The 17,721-nt window shown below is 66.6% G+C and carries 8 protein-coding genes; 1 reads left to right on the top strand and 7 read right to left on the bottom strand.

Annotation, left to right across the window (positions count from 1 at the left end; translation table 11 throughout):
• Nucleotides 1-217: 217 nt before the first annotated feature.
• Together ACN5KJ_RS17385 and ACN5KJ_RS17380 are read right to left on the bottom strand one after the other, a co-directional pair.
• A complete protein-coding gene (locus tag ACN5KJ_RS17385) occupies nt 218-1,351 on the bottom strand; it encodes a CaiB/BaiF CoA transferase family protein (RefSeq protein WP_418595195.1) in 1,134 nt (377 codons plus the stop codon).
• Complete coding sequence (locus tag ACN5KJ_RS17380) at nt 1,348-2,487, bottom strand: carbohydrate ABC transporter substrate-binding protein (RefSeq protein WP_418595194.1); 1,140 nt, start codon at nt 2,485-2,487, stop codon at nt 1,348-1,350. The genes ACN5KJ_RS17385 and ACN5KJ_RS17380 overlap by 4 nt, the downstream gene beginning before the upstream one ends.
• 154 nt (nt 2,488-2,641) lie before the next feature.
• Here ACN5KJ_RS17380 and ACN5KJ_RS17375 point away from each other — a divergent pair, with 154 nt between their 5' ends.
• Complete coding sequence (locus ACN5KJ_RS17375; RefSeq protein ID WP_418595193.1) at nt 2,642-3,457, top strand: IclR family transcriptional regulator; 816 nt, start codon at nt 2,642-2,644, stop codon at nt 3,455-3,457.
• An 84-nt stretch (nt 3,458-3,541) separates the two neighbouring features.
• On the opposite strand, the gene ACN5KJ_RS17370 is transcribed toward ACN5KJ_RS17375, so the two are convergent.
• The 5 genes from ACN5KJ_RS17370 to ACN5KJ_RS17350 form a co-directional block, all read right to left on the bottom strand.
• The gene (locus ACN5KJ_RS17370; protein ID WP_418595192.1) at nt 3,542-4,894 is read right to left on the bottom strand and encodes a TolC family protein; all 1,353 of its coding nucleotides are present in this window, start codon (nt 4,892-4,894) and stop codon (nt 3,542-3,544) included.
• Nucleotides 4,895-4,907: 13 nt separating this feature from the next.
• A complete protein-coding gene (gene bamE / locus ACN5KJ_RS17365; protein WP_418595191.1) occupies nt 4,908-5,333 on the bottom strand; it encodes an outer membrane protein assembly factor BamE domain-containing protein in 426 nt (141 codons plus the stop codon).
• A gap of 60 nt (nt 5,334-5,393) precedes the next feature.
• Nucleotides 5,394-6,569: an HlyD family efflux transporter periplasmic adaptor subunit gene (locus ACN5KJ_RS17360; protein ID WP_418595190.1), complete on the bottom strand. Its 1,176-nt coding sequence runs from the start codon at nt 6,567-6,569 to the stop codon at nt 5,394-5,396.
• Entirely contained in the window at nt 6,566-8,704 is a 2,139-nt protein-coding gene (locus tag ACN5KJ_RS17355; RefSeq protein WP_418595189.1) for a type I secretion system permease/ATPase, read from the bottom strand. Before ACN5KJ_RS17355 ends, ACN5KJ_RS17360 begins: the two co-directional genes overlap by 4 nt.
• Before the next feature lie 4 nt (nt 8,705-8,708).
• Nucleotides 8,709-17,721 (bottom strand): VCBS domain-containing protein (locus ACN5KJ_RS17350; protein ID WP_418595188.1); only part of this gene is annotated, 9,013 nt, incomplete at its 5' end.

The following is a 17,721-nucleotide window of genomic DNA, read 5'->3' as shown; positions in this document are numbered from 1 at the left end:
ATAATTAAAATAGGTTGTGAGTCGTTCTTGTGGCGATACATGAGTTCTGGATGCGCAAATCTACGCCCAGCAACCCGCCTGCCTTCGCGGGCTGCGCCCGTGGTGCCTTGCAGTGCGTCCTGTGCAGGGCCAGCAAGGTTTCTGACCTGTATTGAAGAACAGGCGAGCCGGGCGCAGACGGCCCTATTGGGGCCTGTCTGCGGGCGCCTTGGCTTCCTTACCAGCCGGTATCCAGCAGCGCGTTGGCGTCGCCAAGCGTCGGGGCTGCGGTGCTGGAGGACGGGCGCTGCCCGTCGATGCGCAGGGGCAGACGGGTGGTCTGCATCCGAACCGCGTCGCGGGCGATTTCCTGCGTCATTTCAAGCGTCTGCAGGACGCCGCTGTCCAGAACGCCGTCCCAGTCCATCACCGGCGCGGCCCAGATGTCGGCCTCTATGAAGGCCCGCATCCAATGCTCGGTGGGCCGGGTCAGCAGGCGCTCGGCAAGGCCTGCCTTGATCTCGTCCCGGGCGGCGAAGGCGTCCCTGGTGGCGATCTCCTCGGGCAGGCCGGTGATCCGCGCCAGCAGCTCCAGCTTGCCCATGGCGATGGCCACATGACCGTCGGCGGTCTGGTAGACGCCGTAGGGCGCGGCCAGATAGGCATGTGCGGGGTTGTTGGCAGAGCGCAGCGGCGTGCGGCGGCCATCGTTCAGCCATGTGGTCAGAAGCTCGAATTGCAGGTCGGCCAGCACCTCGATCAGCGAGGTCTCGACATAGCCGCCGATGCCCTTCACCGCCCGCCGGTACAGAAGCGCCAGAACGCCCTGCGCCAGCGCCGCGCCCGCCAGCACGTCGGCGATGGGCAGGCCCATGGCCACCGGCCCGTCGTCGCGCCCGCCCGACAGCCACATCACGCCGGACCGCGCCTGCGCCAGCAGATCCTGGCCCGGCAGGTCGACCCATGGCCCGGTGGCGCCGTAGCCGGTCACCGTGCCGTAGACCACCTTTGGGTTCATCGCCTTGACGGCCTCGTAACCAAAGCCCAGCCGGTCCATGACCCCGGGGCGGAAGTTCTGCAGGATGACGTCGGCGCCCTCGACCAGCCCGCTCAGGCGGTCGCGGTCGGCCCCGGACTTCAGGTCCACCGCGACAGAGCGCTTGTTGCGGTTGATGGCGTGGAAGATCGTGCTTTCGCCGCCGATCTTCGTGTCGGTCAGATAGAGGTAGCGCGACAGGTCGCCCTGTCCGGCGCGTTCCACCTTGACCACCTCGGCGCCCAGGTCGGCCAGTTTCAGCGCGCAGTAGGGACCGGCGAGGAATTGCGAGAAATCGAGGACCTTCAGCCCTGCGAGCGGCAGATCGAGCGTCATGCGGGAAAGCTTTCGAGGAAACGGGCATGCAGGGCGCTCAGCGCGCTGTCATGCGTGGTCTTGCCGGTCAGGGCGTCGAGCAGGATGTGAGAGGCCTCTTCCTGAAACCCCATGTATCCGGCGTGGCGGGGCCGCAGCCAGGCGGCCTCGTGGCTCATGCGGGTCTGGTGGTAGGCATTGCCGGTGCGGGCGTTCACCGCCGCGTCGGCCCAGGCCAGCGCGTTGCCCGGCTGGCCGTTGTTGGCGGTGTAAAGACCCGATTGCACCCCGGCAGAGGCGACCCACAGCGCGAATTCGGTGCAGAGCTCGGGATGCGCCGTGCGCGCCGAGACCGCCAGCCCCGTGCCGCCAAGCGCCGAGCCCAGCGGGCCCGACAGGCCGGCCGCAGGGATGTCGTGGAAGGACAGGCGGTTCGGGCGATAGCTCTCCTGCGCGTAGGGCGCATAGAGGTAGGTGAAGGGGATCATCGCGGCGCGCGCGCCATCGGCCAGCGCATCCAGCGCGGCGATCGGGTCCATGCCGTGGCAGGCGGGGTCCACGGCGTCGGACAGCGCCTGCAGGGCCTCCATCGTGCGGCGCCCGTTCGCGGGGTCGAGGGCGATTTCGCGGCTGACCGGGAAGGGCGTGCCGAGGTTGGCCATCAGGGTGAAGAAGCACATCAGCACATGCGGCGGGCGCAGCGGCAGCAGCACGCGGCCCGCGCGGGCCTCTGCGATCACGGCGGAGAGCTCTGTCAGGGGGGCGTCGCACAGGTCCGGGCGGATCGCCTGCACCTGACAGGCGGCATCCACCGGCAGCGCCCACTGGTGGCCGCCGTAGAAATAGCTGTGGAAGCTCTTGCCCACGGTCTCCGAGGCCAGTTGCTCCAGCAGGGCCAGGTCGCCGTGGCGGTCGATAGGCAGCAGGCAGTTCTGGGCCACGACCTCGCCGACGTGCGGGTGGTCGATGATCATCAGATCGTAGGTCGCGGCCAGTTCGTCCACCGGCGTGCTTTCGAACCCCTGAAGCGAGCGTTTGTCCCAGTCGATCCGAACATTCGGATGGCGGTCCCGGAAGGCCGCGCTGGCGGCCACCAGCGGGTCGTAGCCCCGCGGGTCGGACCAGGTCATGCCCCTGAGCGTGCGTTTTTCGGCCACGGTTGTCCTCCTCTTTCCGGCAGGATAGCGCCGCGGCTTCACAAGTAAAAGCAAATTTTATATTTAGAGAAGGCAGGGTCGGCAGTTGTCAGCCCGACGCGCAGGCAGATAAGATACGCCGACCAGAGGCCGCGATTTCGCGGGCAGGAGCACAATGAAAACCAAGACCGCCGATGTCCGGCAGGATGACGACAAGTACCGCGCGCCCGCCCTGTCCAAGGGGCTGGATATTCTCGAACTGCTGGCCTCCAGCGCCGAGGGGCTGACCCAGATCGAGATCGCGAAGCAGCTGGGCCGAACGACGTCAGAGATCTTTCGCATGCTGATGGTGCTGCGGCAGCGCGGCTACGTGGATCTCTATGCGGACGACGACCGCTATCACCTGACAACGCGGATGTTCGAGCTGGCGCACCGGCATCCGCCGACCCGGCGGCTGACCTCGATCGCCGGCGAGGCCATGCAAAGGCTGGCCGATCAGGTCAACCAGTCCATGCATCTCGGCATCATCCACTCGGGCCGCGTGCTGGTCATTGCGCAGGTGGATTGTCAGGACAACAATGTGACCTCGGTGCGTCTGGGGGCGCATATCCCGATCTTCGAGACCGCCTCGGGCCGGGTGCTGGCCGCCTGGATGGAAGAGGACAGGCTGGCAAGGCTGGTCGGGGATGCCGGGCAGGAGCCGCGCGACAAGTACAAGGCCTTCATCGATGACCTGCCCGCCGTGCGGGCGGCGGGCTACTGCGCCCAGCCCTCGCTGACCATCGAGGGGGTGCAGAACATCTCTGCCCCGATCTTCGATTTCCGTGGCGGGGTGATTGCCGCGGTCACGATCCCCTTCGTGCACCGCCTGACGGGAACCTCCGCCGCCTCGGCAGAGGATTGCCGCGCCCGCCTTGTGGCGATGGCTGCCGACATCTCGCGCAGGCTGGGGGCCGGGGCGGCGCTGGACGATCCCGCGCCGTTGGGCTGACCGGGGGCGGAGCGGGGGATCATCGGCCCGGTCACCGGGCCGACGCGCAGCGGCGACTGCCCCCTTTTGCCGGGTGGGCCACGGTCAGAACCGAGTATCCCCAAGCGGATAGCCGTAGAGGCGCGTGCCCTCCAGCCCGAGGGTGCTACGCAGATGCCCGCTGCGCCTCGCGCATTGCAGCTGGCTTCTGGCGAGTTCGGAGCGCAACTGCACCAGTTCCGCCTTGCGGGTATAGTATTCCTCTTCGTTGTCCAGAAGCTCGGACAGCTGCCGCGTGCCAAGATCCAGATACTGGCTGCGGTACAGATCGCGGGTTTCGGACAAAAGCGCGATCTGGCGGTGCAGCAGGGCGCGCTTCTGTTTTCCGGCAGCCAGCGACCGCAGCAGCGCGCGCTCCTCGATGCTGCCTTCGAGGTCTGCCGCCTCGACCCGCGCCCGGGCCGCCGCAAGCGTATTGCCCGCCGCCCGGACCCGGGCCCCCAGCGCACCGCCCTTCAGCAAGTCCGACTGCACATCGAGGTTCAGGCCGACCGGCAGCGTATCGGTGCCGATCTCTCCGCGCACCACGGGTTTGAGAACGACACGCGGGGTCATGGCATTCTGCGCCTGTTCCTGTGCCAGCTGCGCGCGCCCCAGTTCAAGCCGGGCCAGAAGGACGTCGTCGGTTGCCCCGGCCGGCTTGCAGGAGGGCGCGGCGATGTCGATGCTGCCGCCGCGCGATTGACCGCTCAGCAGGGTCAGGCGGTCGCGCGTCTCGGCCAGCGCCAGTTCGGTGTCGTTGACCAGAAAGGCCGCCGATTGCAGGCGCCGCCGGGTTTCCAGAACGTCGGTCGAAGAGACGGCGCCGCTGGCCGCGCGGGCGGCGACACGCTGTTCCAGCGCCTGCAGCGCCTCGAACTGCTTGCGGTAGACGCCCAGAAGATCGGATTGCGTCTGCACGTCGTCATAGGTTTCAAGAAGCGCGATCAGCGCCTCGTCGACCTCTTTCTGGAAGCCGACATAGCTGATCTGCATGTCGAAATCGGCAATCCTGACGGCCCGTTTGCTCTTGCCGCCGTCAAACAGCAGTTGCGACCCGGTCAGCTCGGCAACGGGTTTGCCCTTGCCTGCGGCACCGATCCCGCCGCCCGCCGTCAGGCCAAGCGCCGGAAAGAGCACCGCGCGCTGCACCCGCACCTCGTCGGCGCTGGCGGAAACCCGGCTGGCGGCCTCGCGAACGGCGGGGTTGAGCAACAGCCCGTTGCGCGCCGCGCTCTTGGCATCGCGGCCCTCCGCCGGAGCCAGCGGCGCAAGCCCTTCGGCGCGCTCGATCAGCGCCGCCTCCATGCCATCGGGCGCGGGCAGCGCCGCACAGCCCGCAAGCGACAGGCTCAACAAGGCCAGCGCCAGACCCCTGCGTCCTGCGTTTCCCTGTCCAGAACGTCGATTGCGGATCATGCAGAGAGTATCCTTACCTTGCCCAGATCAGATTTGCGCATTGCGGGCGGCGCCATGCAGCGCGTTCTACCGCTCCGTCATCGTCGAAGAAAACCCGGTATTGGCAGATCAGCCTGTCGCGCCCGGTCAGGGACAGCGACAGGTGGTACTCCAGCGAGCCGTCGCGATAGCCGATCGCCGGACGCCCAAGTGTCCGTTGCAGGTCCAGCCGCGACATGCCCGGCTGCACGCTGCGGATCCGCGCGATCCGCTCTTCGTGGCCTTCGCGGGCATAGGTCGCGTTCATATCCGGGTAGCGACGGGACTCGGACGAGAACCCCGCCTTCGGATCGAGCTGATGGGCCGGGTTCGCCGTCTGTGCGGTTGCGGTGCCCAGGGGCAGAACAAGCAGGAGGGCCGTGGCCAGAAGGGCGCGATGCGCGCCGCCGAATCGTGTCATGTCGTGAACCTCTTCGCGGTCATGTCAGGTGTTGGAAATGGGCCGAAGCGACCCGCGGTCTCATCTTTCACGAAGCGCCTCCTGTGCCCGGTTGAACGGTTTGACGAGATACTGCCAGACGGTCTTTTCCCCGGTGCGAATGTCGACCGTGGCGATCATGCCCGGCACGATGGGGAAGCGCGTGCCGATCTCGTTGGTCAGGAAATCCTCTTGGGTGCGGATGTAGGCGCGGTAATAGACCTGATCGGGATTGACCTCGTCCCGCACGGTGTTGGGCGAGATCGTCACCACCTCGCCCGAGAGCCCGCCGAAGATCGCGTAGTCATAGGCCGACAGCTTGACCTGCGCCTCTTGTCCGGGGTGGATGAAGGCGATGTCGCGGGGGGAAATCCGGGCCTCGATCAGCAATTTGTCATCCATCGGAACGATGGTCATCAGGTTGCCGCCGGGCGGAACGACGCCGCCGATGGTCGTCACCGCGATGTCCTTGACGATGCCGCGCATCGGCGCCTGGAACACCAGCCGTGCAAGCTGGTCGGACCGGCCGCGCATGACCGAGGCCTGCACCTCGGCCTCGGCGTTGACGCGCTGCAGTTCCTCGCCCGCCTGAACCCGCGCATCGGCCTGCAGGCGCGCGATCTCCAGCTCGGTCTGGGCGGCCTCGCGGCGCAGGCGGATCACCTCGACCCGGCTGGCCGCGCCGTTCTTTTGCAGGGTCTCCGCGATATCAAGCTCTTGCCGGGTCAGTTCCAGACCCTCGGTCAGGCCCGACAGCGCCTCTTGCAGGCTGTTGCGACGAGAACGGAACAGGGCCAGTTCGTTGCGGCGCAGCTGGTCGAAGTCGTCCCCCGAGAGTTCGACCGGAAAATCCACCGTCTCGCGACCGTCAAGCTCTGCGCGCAGCCGCGCCGCCGCCGCGATGGCGGCGTGGTACTTGGCCGCCGCTTCCTCGACGTTGGAGGCCGAACGCGTGGCGTCGAGCCGGGCGATGGTCTGGCCCTTCTCGACCATATCGCCCTCTCTGACAGAGATCGCCGTGACGATGCCCCCTTCCAGCGACTGGATCACCTGTTCGCGCGACGAGGGCACAACCGTGCCCTGACCGCGCGAGACCTCGACCAGCGGAAAATACCAGGCCCAGCCCAGGAACAGCGCCAGCATGACGAAGACCAGCCAGACCAGCCGGCGTTCGGCCCGGGCCGTGGGGCGTTCCTCGATGAAGGACAGATCCGTCATGCCGCGGCCTCGCCGCCGCGCAATTGCGCCAGCACCTTGTCCTTCGGGCCGTCCATGGCGATGCGCCCGTTGCTGACCACGATCAGGCGGTCGACGATCCGCAGGATGGCCGGGCGGTGGGTGGCGACGATCACCGATTTCTCGGGCCCCAGCCGCCCCAGCATGTCGATCATCGCGGCCTCGGACACCTCGTCGAAGGCGGCGGTGGGTTCGTCCAGCAGCAGGACGTTGGGATCGCGCAGCAGGATGCGCGCCATGAGCAGGCCCTGCTTCTGGCCGCCGGACAGGCCAAGGCCGCCTTCCTGCACCAGATGGTCCAGCCCGTCGGGCAGCCGCTCGACGAAATCGACAAGGCTCATGCGGCGCAGCATGTCCATGATTGCCGCGTCGGTGGCATCCGGCGCTCCCAGCGTCAGGTTCTCGCGCAGCGTGCCATGGAACAGCCGCGCGCCCTGAGCCAGCAGCGCAACGTCGCGGCGCAGGTCGTTGGGATCGATCAATCCCATCACCACGTCGTCGACGCGGATTTCACCAGCCATGGGTTCGAGCAGCCCGGCGAGCCCCGACAGCAGCGTCGATTTGCCGGCGCCGTTGCGCCCCAGAATGGCGATGCGCTCGCCGGGTGCGATCCGTATCCGCTCGACCTTCAGGATCGGGGTCTGCGGATCATGGCCGAAGACCGCGTCCTTCAGGGCAAAATCGCCCTGGATCACCGGCTTGTGGATGCGCTGTTCCTGCGGGGCGGTATCGACCGGCAGGGCCATCAGCTGATCCAGCGCCTGGCGGGCGACCCGGGCCTGTTGCCAGCGGTTCAGGATCTGGGTGACAGAGGTCAGCGGCGCCAGCATCCGCGACGACAGGATCGAGGCCGCGACCAGCGCGCCGGTGCTCAGATCGCCCGCCATGACCATTGGCGCCCCGAAGAAGACCACCACCGCGAAGACCGCGCCCTGCACCGCCTGCGCCCAGGACGACAGGCTGTTCACAAGGTCGCGCAGTTGCATCGACGACCCGGCGGTGGTCTCGTTGTAGTGGTTCCACAGGTTCTGGAACCGGGTTTCGGCCTGCAGCGACTTGATGTCGTCGATCCCCTGGATCGCCTCGACCAGCATGGCGCTGCGCAGCGCGCTTTCGCGGGTATTGGCCTCGGCCAGGCGGCGCAGGCGCTTCTGGGCCAGAAGCCCGGGCGCCACCATCAGGACCACGGCGGCCAGCGGAATCCAGACAAGCCCGCCGACGATGGCATAGAACAGCGCGCAGAACAGCAGGAAGAACGGCACATCGGCCACCGCCGATACGGTGGTCGAGGTCATCATCTCGCGCACGTGTTCCAGTTCGCGGACCTGCGAGATGAACGTCCCGGTCGACCGGGGGCGGGCGGAATTGCGCACCCGCAGCGCATGGCCGAACACCCTGTCCGAGATGCGCAGGTCGGCGGCCTTGCCCGCCTCGTCGGTGATGCGTCCGCGCGCAAGGCGCATCAACAGGCCGAAGAACGAGGCCAGCATGACCCCGGCAAACAGCACCCAGAGCGTATTCATCGACTGGCTGGGAATGACGCGGTCGTAGACCTGCATCGAAAAGATGATCCCGGCCAGCGCCAGCACGTTGGTGACCAGCGAGGCGACCATGACCGCCCGGTAGGGCGCAAGGTCGGCCAGGGCGATGCTGCGCAGCCAGTCGGGACGCCAGGGCGCGATATAGTCGTCGATGCGCCGGTCGGGCCGGGCCGAAAGCGGGCGCAGCACGAAGAGGCGCCGCAGTCGCCCTGTCAGCTCCGCGCGGGAAACCGGCGTTTCCAGTCCTTTCTCGCCTGCGAGCGCAATCCCGAAGCCATCGGCGGTTTCCCGTTCGACGACGCCGATCTCGCCATTGTCGAACTCGACCAGCAGGGGCAGGCGCAGGGTCGAGATCGCCTCGGGCCGAATGTCGGGTGCGCGGATCGAAAGCCCCGCAGAGCGTGCCAGAACCCGCAGCCGGTCCGCATCCGCGGACCAGGCAAGGTCCAGCCGGACACGTTCGGGAGAGACGGCAATGCCGTAATGCGCGGCGATGCGCAATACGGCCTCCGTCCACCCCCTGTGCGCGGTGGACCCGCCCGTTTCCGGGCGGGTTATGCGCCTTTCGACGGTCACGGCGTCACACCTCGTAGGCGCCGGACTGAAGCTCGTCCTCCAGAACGCGGCCCGGCACCGGCTGTCCGATCAGGACATCGTCGCCTTGCGGCTGCGCGCCGTCATCCGATCTCTCTTCGGGCAGACCGGCGGTCAGGTCTTCTTCCTCCCGCACCGGTGCCATCAGATCGTCAAGGCGCAGCGTCTCGGGCTCTTCGTCGGGCCGGTCGGCCAGCTTGCCCTCGTCGAGCGAGGCAAGGCCGAAGCCTTCCGCGCCGCCACCGAACCCGAAGGACATCATCGACGCCGCGGCGAAGGAGCTGGGCAGCGGCGAGACCGTCACGTCCTCGACGGTGAGCGTCACGTCCGGTTCGCCCGCGCTGGTGCCGGTGAAGGTCCCGTCGCCATTGTCGGTCCAGTCGCCGGACAGCGACAGCGTGTCCTCTGCCGATCCCCGCACCGTCAGCAGGTTGTCGCCATCGGTCATGGCGCGCACCTGCTCGGGCGTCAGATCGGTGATCGCGTTGGACCCCGCGACGCCAAGGTCGAGCGTTTCGACATTGCTCAGCTGTGTGCCGAGCTCCGCCCCGGTCAGGCTTTCGCCGCCACGCAGATGCACCGTGTCCTCGCCCGCCTTGCCGTTGATGGCAGAGCCGGTCCAGATCAGGCTGTTGTCGCCCGTGGTCGGCAACTGCTGACCCAGGTTCACCGTAAGGGTGGTGCCTGTGTCGGCCGAAACCGCACCTGCATCGCCGCTTTCCACCGTATGCGCGGTCACGTCGATCTGAACGCCGGCTGTGCCGCTGTCCTGATCGGTCAGTGCGTCGCGCGCCTGAACGAACCCGAGGTTGTCCAGATCGGTCTGGCTCAGCCCGGTCAGGGTATAGGTGTCGCTGGCGGCATCGTAGCTGATGCCCGAGACCAGCGGTGTCGTGCCCGTGTAGAAGGACGCGAACTCGCCCAGACCCTTGATTTCAAGCGTCGTCGTCTCGATGCTTTCATCCGCTGCCGCGGTCACCGAGGCATCCTCGGAATCGACCATGGAGGCGTTGAGGTTCAGCGACACGATGGTCCCTTCCTGACCGAAGGAATTCGTCCCCGTCATCGTCAGGCCGTTGGCCACCGGGGCGACCGTGATATCGCCGATCGGCAGGATATCCACGCGGGACTCGGACAGCGTGGTTTCGCCCGACTTCACCACAAGTGCGAGGTCTTCCAGTGTGCCACTCCAGTTCTGCGGCGGCAGGATGCCGACATAGGGCGGAAGAGCGGAGCCGCCGCTGGCCAGAACCCAGGTGTTGACACCGCCCGAACCGCCGGCGTTGACCGCCATGTCGGCAAGGCTCGCATCGCTCGCGCTGCTGCCGGTATACAGCAGGAACCCGTCGGGCAGGCTCGACAACAGAACCGTGAAGATCTGCTCGGACCCGTCCGCGTCGTTCAGGGCAAGCGTCAGGTCGAGGTCGATCAGCGCACTGGTGCTGGGCTCTGCCGCCTCGTCACCGCCCAGCGGGCCGGTCGGGGCAAGCGTGACGCCATCGTTGCTCAGCTCGACAGGCAGGGTTGCCGTGCCGGTCGAGATCGTCGGGACGCTGCCGGTCTCGATGTTGCTGATCCAGGCGTCGACGGTGAGATCCCCGGTGACCATGCTGTCGGGCGTGAACACCAGATCCTGCGGCCCGTTCATCGCAACGCCCGGGACGACGTAATAGGTGCCGTCGGGGATGCCATCGACGCCGGTGACGGTTTGCGGAACCAGAACCGTGCCACCCTGCGTCAGCGTGCCGTTTTCCAGTCCGCTCGTCCCGCCGATCTGCAGATAGAGATCGCCGGTGACGGTGGATCCCGCACTGCCATCGGCCGGGTTCGTGACGGTGATCGTCAGCGGGATCTCGGTATCGCTTTCGGTCACCTTGCCGTCAGGATCCGACGGGTCGAGCACGATGTCGATCACGGCCTTGTCGGTCACCGGGTTCACCGGAACCGGGGGCACGATGGTCGCGGTCTCGGACCGGCCACCACCGGCCACGGCGGTGGTCAGCGTGGCGTTGAGTTCGAAGGGCTCGGCAAGGTTGTTGCCGTTGCCATCCTGCGGCGTCGTGATCTCGATGCTGTCCATAAGCGCATCCAGCTTTGCCTGGACGGTGGCAGCGTCGTCGCCCGATGCGGTCGTCACCGATGCGGTCCAGACCTCCTGGCCATCGATCACCGAGCGCACCATGCCTTCCACCTGCGTTCCCGCGGGCAGGTCGACGATGGTGACCGTCAGGATGTTCGGGCTGGTGGTCCAGGCCGTGACCTCTGCATTGACCATGTCGGACAGCACAAAGCTGACGTCCTCGGTTGCCTCTGCACCGGTGTATTCCCAGGTCTCGATCGTGGCAGGCGGTGCCACGGTGCCCGGCGGGAAGGTGGTGGTCAGGAACCACTGCGCCGTATCGGACAGGACATCGGTCGCCGATCCCGCGAGGTCGCCGCGATCCTGGGTCTGCACCGTGACCGAGATCGGCGCGTCGGTCAGCCCGACTGCGCCATAGCCCACGGTGAAGGTGACATCCAGGTCGAGCCCGCCCGCCGCGTTGATCGGCAGTGCGTCGGTGCCCTCGTAGGTCAGCAGCCATGTTCCGCCGCCAAGCAGTTGGCCGCCCTCGACGGATACGCCCTCGGGCACGTCCTCCAGGATCACGCGCACGAGGTGCTCGCTGCCGTCATGATCGGGGTTGGCGATGTTCAGGGTGACGGTCACCTGCTCGCCGCTGGTGTCAACGGTCACGCGGTCGCCCGGCACCGAGTCGATGCTGTCGATTGTCAGCGCAGGCGCGTCGCTGACCGGCGTGGCGGTCAGCTCGAACCGTCCGTCGGTCCAGTCGCCGGTGACCGGCAGAACGTTTCCGTCGCCCGGATCGGTGATCTGGTACTGCAGGTCGAAACCGCCAAGCGATCCATCCAGATGCGCGCCACCCTGTACCGAAAGCTGACCCACCTGGGTGCCGTTCAGTTCGTAGTACTCGACGCCGCCAATGGAGACGACCGGAAGACCGGCCATCAAAAGCGGCACCTCGGAACCGGGCGCACCCAGATACAGCGTGAAATCGCCGCTCTCGACGTGGTCAATGTTGATCCGCAGGCCGCTGATCATCTCATCGGTATCGCCGTTCTGATGCACGATCCCAAGGTCGAGAGGCTGCCGGACATCCTCGACGATCTCGGTCTGTGTGGTGATCGTCGCCTCGGGCGAGGGGCTTACCACGAAGCGGATCGGGGTCGGCGAGCCGGTTCGGGAATCCCCGTCGTTTTCTGTCGTGACGGGCACCACGGCAAACTCGACCAGTCCCGAGAAGTTCTTCGGAACGGTGATCTCGGTGCTGCCGATCTGGCTTTCCTGCAGGATCCAAACCCGGTCTGCACCGGTCTTGTCCGGGCCGGTCAGCAGGGTGCCCTGGCTCAGGTCGAAACCTTCGGGCAGCCCGGTGACCTGAAGGGTCAGCCTCTCGGATCCGTCGGTGTCCGGCGAGCTGACGGAAACCATGTCGCCCAGCATGACGGTATCGGTCTCGCTGTCCAGTTCCGCCTCGACATAGCTCTGCGAGGTCAAGGTCACGTCGGCTTCGTCCGCGACGCCCTTCATGTGGATTTCCATCGGCAGCGTGATCGGCGCCGAAACGTCCTCGTGAATGGTTCCGCCGACATCCAGCCGGTCGACGCTCTGCGCGCTGATGTTGAGCGTGAAGTCGACGTTGCTGTGCGGCGGCGGCGTCAGAATGAGCGGCAGCGCGGGATCGAAGTCGACGAAAGTCGCGACGCCTCCGGTCACCGTCACGGGCTGGCCGTCATAGGTCAGCGTCGCCCCTGCGGGGATATCCGCGATTGTGACGTTGAAGGTCTCGGAGGGATCCGAACTGCGCGGGCGGATCACCAGCGGGATATCGGTATCCTCGTAGCCCTGGGCGCGCGCCGTCAGCGACATCGTCACCTCATCGGCGGCAGGCGAGATCAGGATATTGGTCAGGTAGGACTGACCGCTGGTCGCCTCGACCGTCGAGCCGGTGCCATCGTCGTCGGGGTCGACGGTATAGGCCTGCACCCCGATCTGGAACTGCCCCGAGAAGTTCTCGGCGGCGCGGAACTGCAGGGTGTCGAGGTATTCCATCGGCACATCGACCGGCGTGCCGTCGAAGACGGCCTGATGCCACGTCGATCCGTCGAACCACTGGAACTGAGAGCCGATGGCATCGGCCTGCGACCCGTCGCCATGGATCAGCTCGGGCGTCAGCCGGGCGAAGGTCTGCTCGCCGCTGTCCTGATTGCTCCAATCGGCGCCGAGGTCGAACCCGTCGCTGTTCAGATCGAACCAGACATCCTCTTCGCCCGGGGTGGTGTAGTTGAAGTCACCGTTCATGGTCAGGTCATCCACACCGTCACCATCGGTGTCGGTGCCGACGGTCTCGGCCACCGGGTTCACCGTGACGGTTACGTTGTGAACGACGGTTTGGTCATCCTGGACCGTCGCACCGTCGATCCAGGCTCTGTCCTGGCTCGTGACGGTGACAGGAATGGTCACATCGCTGCTGTCATGGGCAGGCGCCACAAGGGTGAAGGAATCGAGATAGGTTTCGAGTACATTCGGCAGACCCGGCATCACGCCGATTGTTATCGTCGCGCCGGACTGATCGAAGGTAAGTCCGGGCGGCAGCGCCGGCAGTGGCCCCAGGTCCCAACCCGGGGGAATGTCGAAGGACACCTCGCGGATGAACTCCTGTCCTCCGGCCTGTGTCAAGGGGCTTGTGTCCGTCAGGGTGAGCCCGGCAAGGAAGGCGATGGGGCTGTCCTCGTCGCCTTCTGCGTCCGGGATCTCCACGTCGCCCGCGACCGGCGTCACGTTCAGGTCCAGGGTGACGCTGTCGCTTACCGGTCCGCTGGTGGTGCCATCCTCAGGTGCGCTGCCATTCCAGTGGCCGTCGGCATCGGTGTCCTGCCCGTTCAGGGTGACCGTGATCCCGTTGATCTCACCGCTGAAGTCGGGGCTTCCGCCGATCTCGATGGTCGGCAGGGCGGTCGGATCGGTCGACAGACCCGGGGCGGGAATGTCGATGCTGCCGCCCGCCGCGACCGTGGTGCCGTTGACGACGATGTCCTTGTCCGAGCCGTTGGTGATGGTGAAGGACCGGACCTCGCTGCCGTCGAGATCGGCGAAGCTGGAGGCGAGGATGGCCGAAATGTCGACCGTGGTGTCCTCTTTCAGGGTCAGCTCGGCCTGGTCGGTGCCAGTATAGACAATGGCGTCGGCCTTGTCGACGGTCGCGGGATCGGCGGCGTTGAATTCAAGGGTAACCGGATCGGTCACCGCCTCGACATAGACCGTCACGGTTTCCGTGCTGGTGGCCCCGGGCACGCCGGGCATAATCCCGCCACTGCTGTCCAGCTCGTAGCTGGTCACTTCGTAGGATACCTCGAAGTTCTCCGAGGCGTGCTCGGGCGGTGTGACCGTCAAGGCCTCGAACTCGGCGCTGGTCATGACCTGATCGGCAGCCGCCGACGTCCCGGTGACGGGATACACATCGCTCAAAGCGATGCTCACAGAGCCACTGGCGTCGACGGTCAGGCTGCCGCCCCCCCAAGACAGGATTGTGCCTTCGGGAAAGCCGGACAGGGTGATCAGGCCAATCCCCTCGGTTTCCAGGTTGTTGCCGGCTCCCATGCCGTTATCGGTGATGACAGGGGCGTTCAGCCCCAGCGGCACGGCGGTGTCCTCCGCCACATTGATGCTCTCGGCGTCAACCGACAGCGCCGGCGCATCGGATATCGGCGCGACATTGATCGTCACGGTCGTCGAGGCCGTGACGCCATCGTCGGTGGTCTCGAAGACAAACTCCTGGGTGCCGCTGAAGTTCGGTGCAGGAACAAAGGTGATCACACCCGTGGCACTGACCGTCACCGTGCCGTTGGCGAAGGGGTGGTCCCTGCTGCCGTCGGCGTTATGGGTCACGGGGGTGGCCTCGAGGCCGCCGTGGGTCACGATCGTGTTCGTCGCTGTCATATCCGCCGACAGGGTAAAGCTGTTGTCGGTATCGCCTGCCTGGCTGTCCTCGACAACGTCCACCACCAGCGTTGCGACGGGTGCATCGTCTGCCACGGTGATCGTGATAGCGGAGTTTGCGGTGTCGCCATCGCTGTCCCGGGCCCGGACGCCGAAGGTCAGCTCGATTTCTGCATCGCCGTTGTGATCAAGCGGACGCAGCAGTTCGAAGGTATATCCTGCTGCTGCCGAAGTCGGGTCCGTCAGGGTCACGACAAAGACGGGCTCCCCTCCGTTCCCCTTGGTCGCGATCAGGGTCTGGTCGTCGGCGGAAAGCATCAAGACAAGGGGCACGCCGCCCGAGCTCAGCCCGCCGGGCAGCCCGACGGTGCCGAAAGTCACGGTCACGTCGTCCTGCCCGGGGGTCAGGTTAAGCGTGCCGCTGACCTCGCGCAGAGCCGCATCCGGGGCGCTGCCGCTGGCCAGGTTGGCTTCGTCGATGTTTACGTCCTGCGGCACCCCCAGAACCGGAACCGTATCGGTCACGGTGATCTCCTGGGTCGCAGAGCCCGGCGAGACGTCGCCATCGGCATCGATGGTGGTATAGCTGAAATCGTCCCGCAGCTCGGTGTCGTTTGTCGGCTTGACGTGATCGGCGCTGCTATCGGGCGCGTAGGACCAGGAGCCATCGCTGGAGACGGTCAGAGAGCCGTATTGCGTGATGACGAGTTCCGTGCCGCCCTGGGGGATCAGGACCGACGCGGAATTGCCGCCGGCGTCGGTATAGGTGATCTCGTGCACCCGGCCGCCATCGGCGCCCAGCGTGTCGTTGGCCAGCAGGTTGTCGCCACCATTCGCAGAGCCGACACGGGAACCGCCTTCGACCACGGTGACCGCTGTATCCGCCTGGGGTGCAGCGGGGGCATCGTCCTCGATACCGGCGACAATGCGATCGACCCGGATGTCGCCATCGCTTTCGACGGCGGCAATCTGGATCGTCTCGCGCAGGATGTCATTGGCGGCGCTGTCGCTGTGATCCCCGGTGTTGCCGGACAGCGTGTAGCTGTAGCTGATCTCGCCGGTTGCCGCATCGTACCCGGTGATGCTGAGCGTGCCGTATTGCGTCGCCACATCGACCGGCGTGGTCGCCGCATTCTGCAGCTCGGCCAGCGTCACGGTCGTGCCGCCGCTCAGGGCGCCGCCCGAAACCGTGCCGCCGATCACGATCGAGGCAAGCGGCGATGCGCTTGTGCCCAGAACGAAGGTCGCGCTGGTGGTGTCGGTGCCTGTCCCCTCGGCGGTGCCGCCGGTCAGGCCGGATTCCGCGACGAGGATATCCTCGGGTTGTCCGGGGACCGTATCGGAGATCTCCAGCCCGGTCACGGTGCGACCGTCCGTGTCGGTGTTGCCATAGGCATCGACCGCGCTGGCGGACAGCACCGTTTCACCCGTGGCCAGCGGCCCGGGCAGGGGCACGCTCCAGGTGCCGTCGGGCTGGACCGTCGCGGAATACGGCGTGCCGTCCACGTCCAGCGTGACGCTTGCGCCCGGCTCACCGGTGCCGGTGATCACCGGCGCGACGCCGTCTTCCACCAGGACCGGATCGATGGTCACGGTCGTGACGGTGTCCTTCAGGATGCTGTCGGTCGTCGTCACGGTATTGCCGGCGGCGTCCTCGACATCGGCGGTCACGGTCAGCGTGCCGTCGTCCAGCCCGCTCAGATCGGCGGTCACGGAATAAGAGCCATCGGGCTGCACCACGATGCTGCCCACGGGAACGGTCACGCTGTTCGTGCCGTCAGAGATGGTCAGGCCGGTGATCTGTCCGCCGACCGCCGCCTGTCCGTCGATCGCAACCTGGGTCAGATCGTCCACCGAGGACAGCACGTTGTCGGGAAGTGTGGCACCGGCGGGGCTGGCATCGTCGGTGATGTCGACGCTGGCGCTGTTGATCACCCAGTCCGCGGTTGTGGTGGCATTGGCGGTGCCGCTGCCATCGTCGACGGTGTAGGGCAGGATCAGTTCGGCTGGCGCATTGGGGCCCGGCACGAAGGTCAGCGTGCCGTCCGCCGCCATCGAGACCGTCCCGCGGCCACCGCTGAGGGTGATGCTGCCGCCGGCGGTGATGGCCTGGCCGTCCACCTCGGTCACGGTCAGGGTGGCGGTTTCGCCGCTGTCGACGTCGCTGTCATTGGCCACGACGTCCAGCACCGCATCGGCGCCCGCGACGACCAGCGTCGCGTCGTCCTGCGCATCCGGCCGGTCGTTGCTGCCGTTGATCGTGACGGTGACCGTCACGGTGTGAGAGGCGCCCAGCGAATCCTCGACCGTGACCTCGTAGTCCTGCGTCAGGACCGTGCCGGCGGGCAGCGTATCGAGATCGGCATCGTTCACCGTGAAGGTCCAGGTGACCTCTCCGGTGACAGGGTCGAGCCCGCCCGGTGTGAAGGTGCCCAGGTAGCCCGCGCCCTGCGGCGCGGCGGTGACCGTGTGGGTGTCCGTCGCGTCCAGACCCGAGACCTGAAGCGTCCCGGTCTCGACGTGGTCCAGCGTGTTTTCCGCCGGATCGCCGTCGGCCAGTTCCGTGATCGTCGCCGAAAGGTCCGACCCGGCCGAGATCTCGGGCACGTCGTTGGTGCCGTTGATGGTGATCGTGACCACCTGCTCGTCGAAGCCGCCGTCGTTGTCGGTGACCCTTACGGTGATCTCTTCGGTCAGGGTGCCTCCGAGGGGCAGCGCCTGCACATCGGGGTGGGTGTTGTCCAGCGCATAGTGCCACTGGCCGGTGCTGTCGACGGTCAGGGTGCCGTAATCGCCGGTGCTCCCTTCCACGGTCCAGACATGGGTGTTGCCGGTGTCGATGTCATCCTGCGACAGCTGGCCCGTCGCGGACAGGGCGAGATCCTCGGTGACGGCGCCCGTGGCGACGCCCGTGATCACCGGATCGTCGTTGGTGCCGTTGATGGTGATCGTGACCACCTGCTCGTCGAAGCCGCCGTCGTTGTCGGTGACCCTTACGGTG

Source organism: Ponticoccus sp. (in: a-proteobacteria) (assembly GCF_048381735.1).
Note: the sequence above shows the minus strand (reverse complement) of the source record. Positions and strands in the feature narration are given on the sequence as shown.

Excerpts from the sequence above, each read along its gene's own strand:
- ACN5KJ_RS17385 (WP_418595195.1), bottom strand. The coding sequence starts at position 1,351 with ATGACGCTCGATCTGCCGCTCGCAGGGCTGAAGGTCCTCGATTTCTCG.
- ACN5KJ_RS17375 (WP_418595193.1), top strand. The coding sequence starts at position 2,642 with ATGAAAACCAAGACCGCCGATGTCCGGCAGGATGACGACAAGTACCGC.
- ACN5KJ_RS17370 (WP_418595192.1), bottom strand. The coding sequence starts at position 4,894 with ATGATCCGCAATCGACGTTCTGGACAGGGAAACGCAGGACGCAGGGGT.
- bamE (WP_418595191.1), bottom strand. The coding sequence starts at position 5,333 with ATGACACGATTCGGCGGCGCGCATCGCGCCCTTCTGGCCACGGCCCTC.
- ACN5KJ_RS17360 (WP_418595190.1), bottom strand. The coding sequence starts at position 6,569 with ATGACGGATCTGTCCTTCATCGAGGAACGCCCCACGGCCCGGGCCGAA.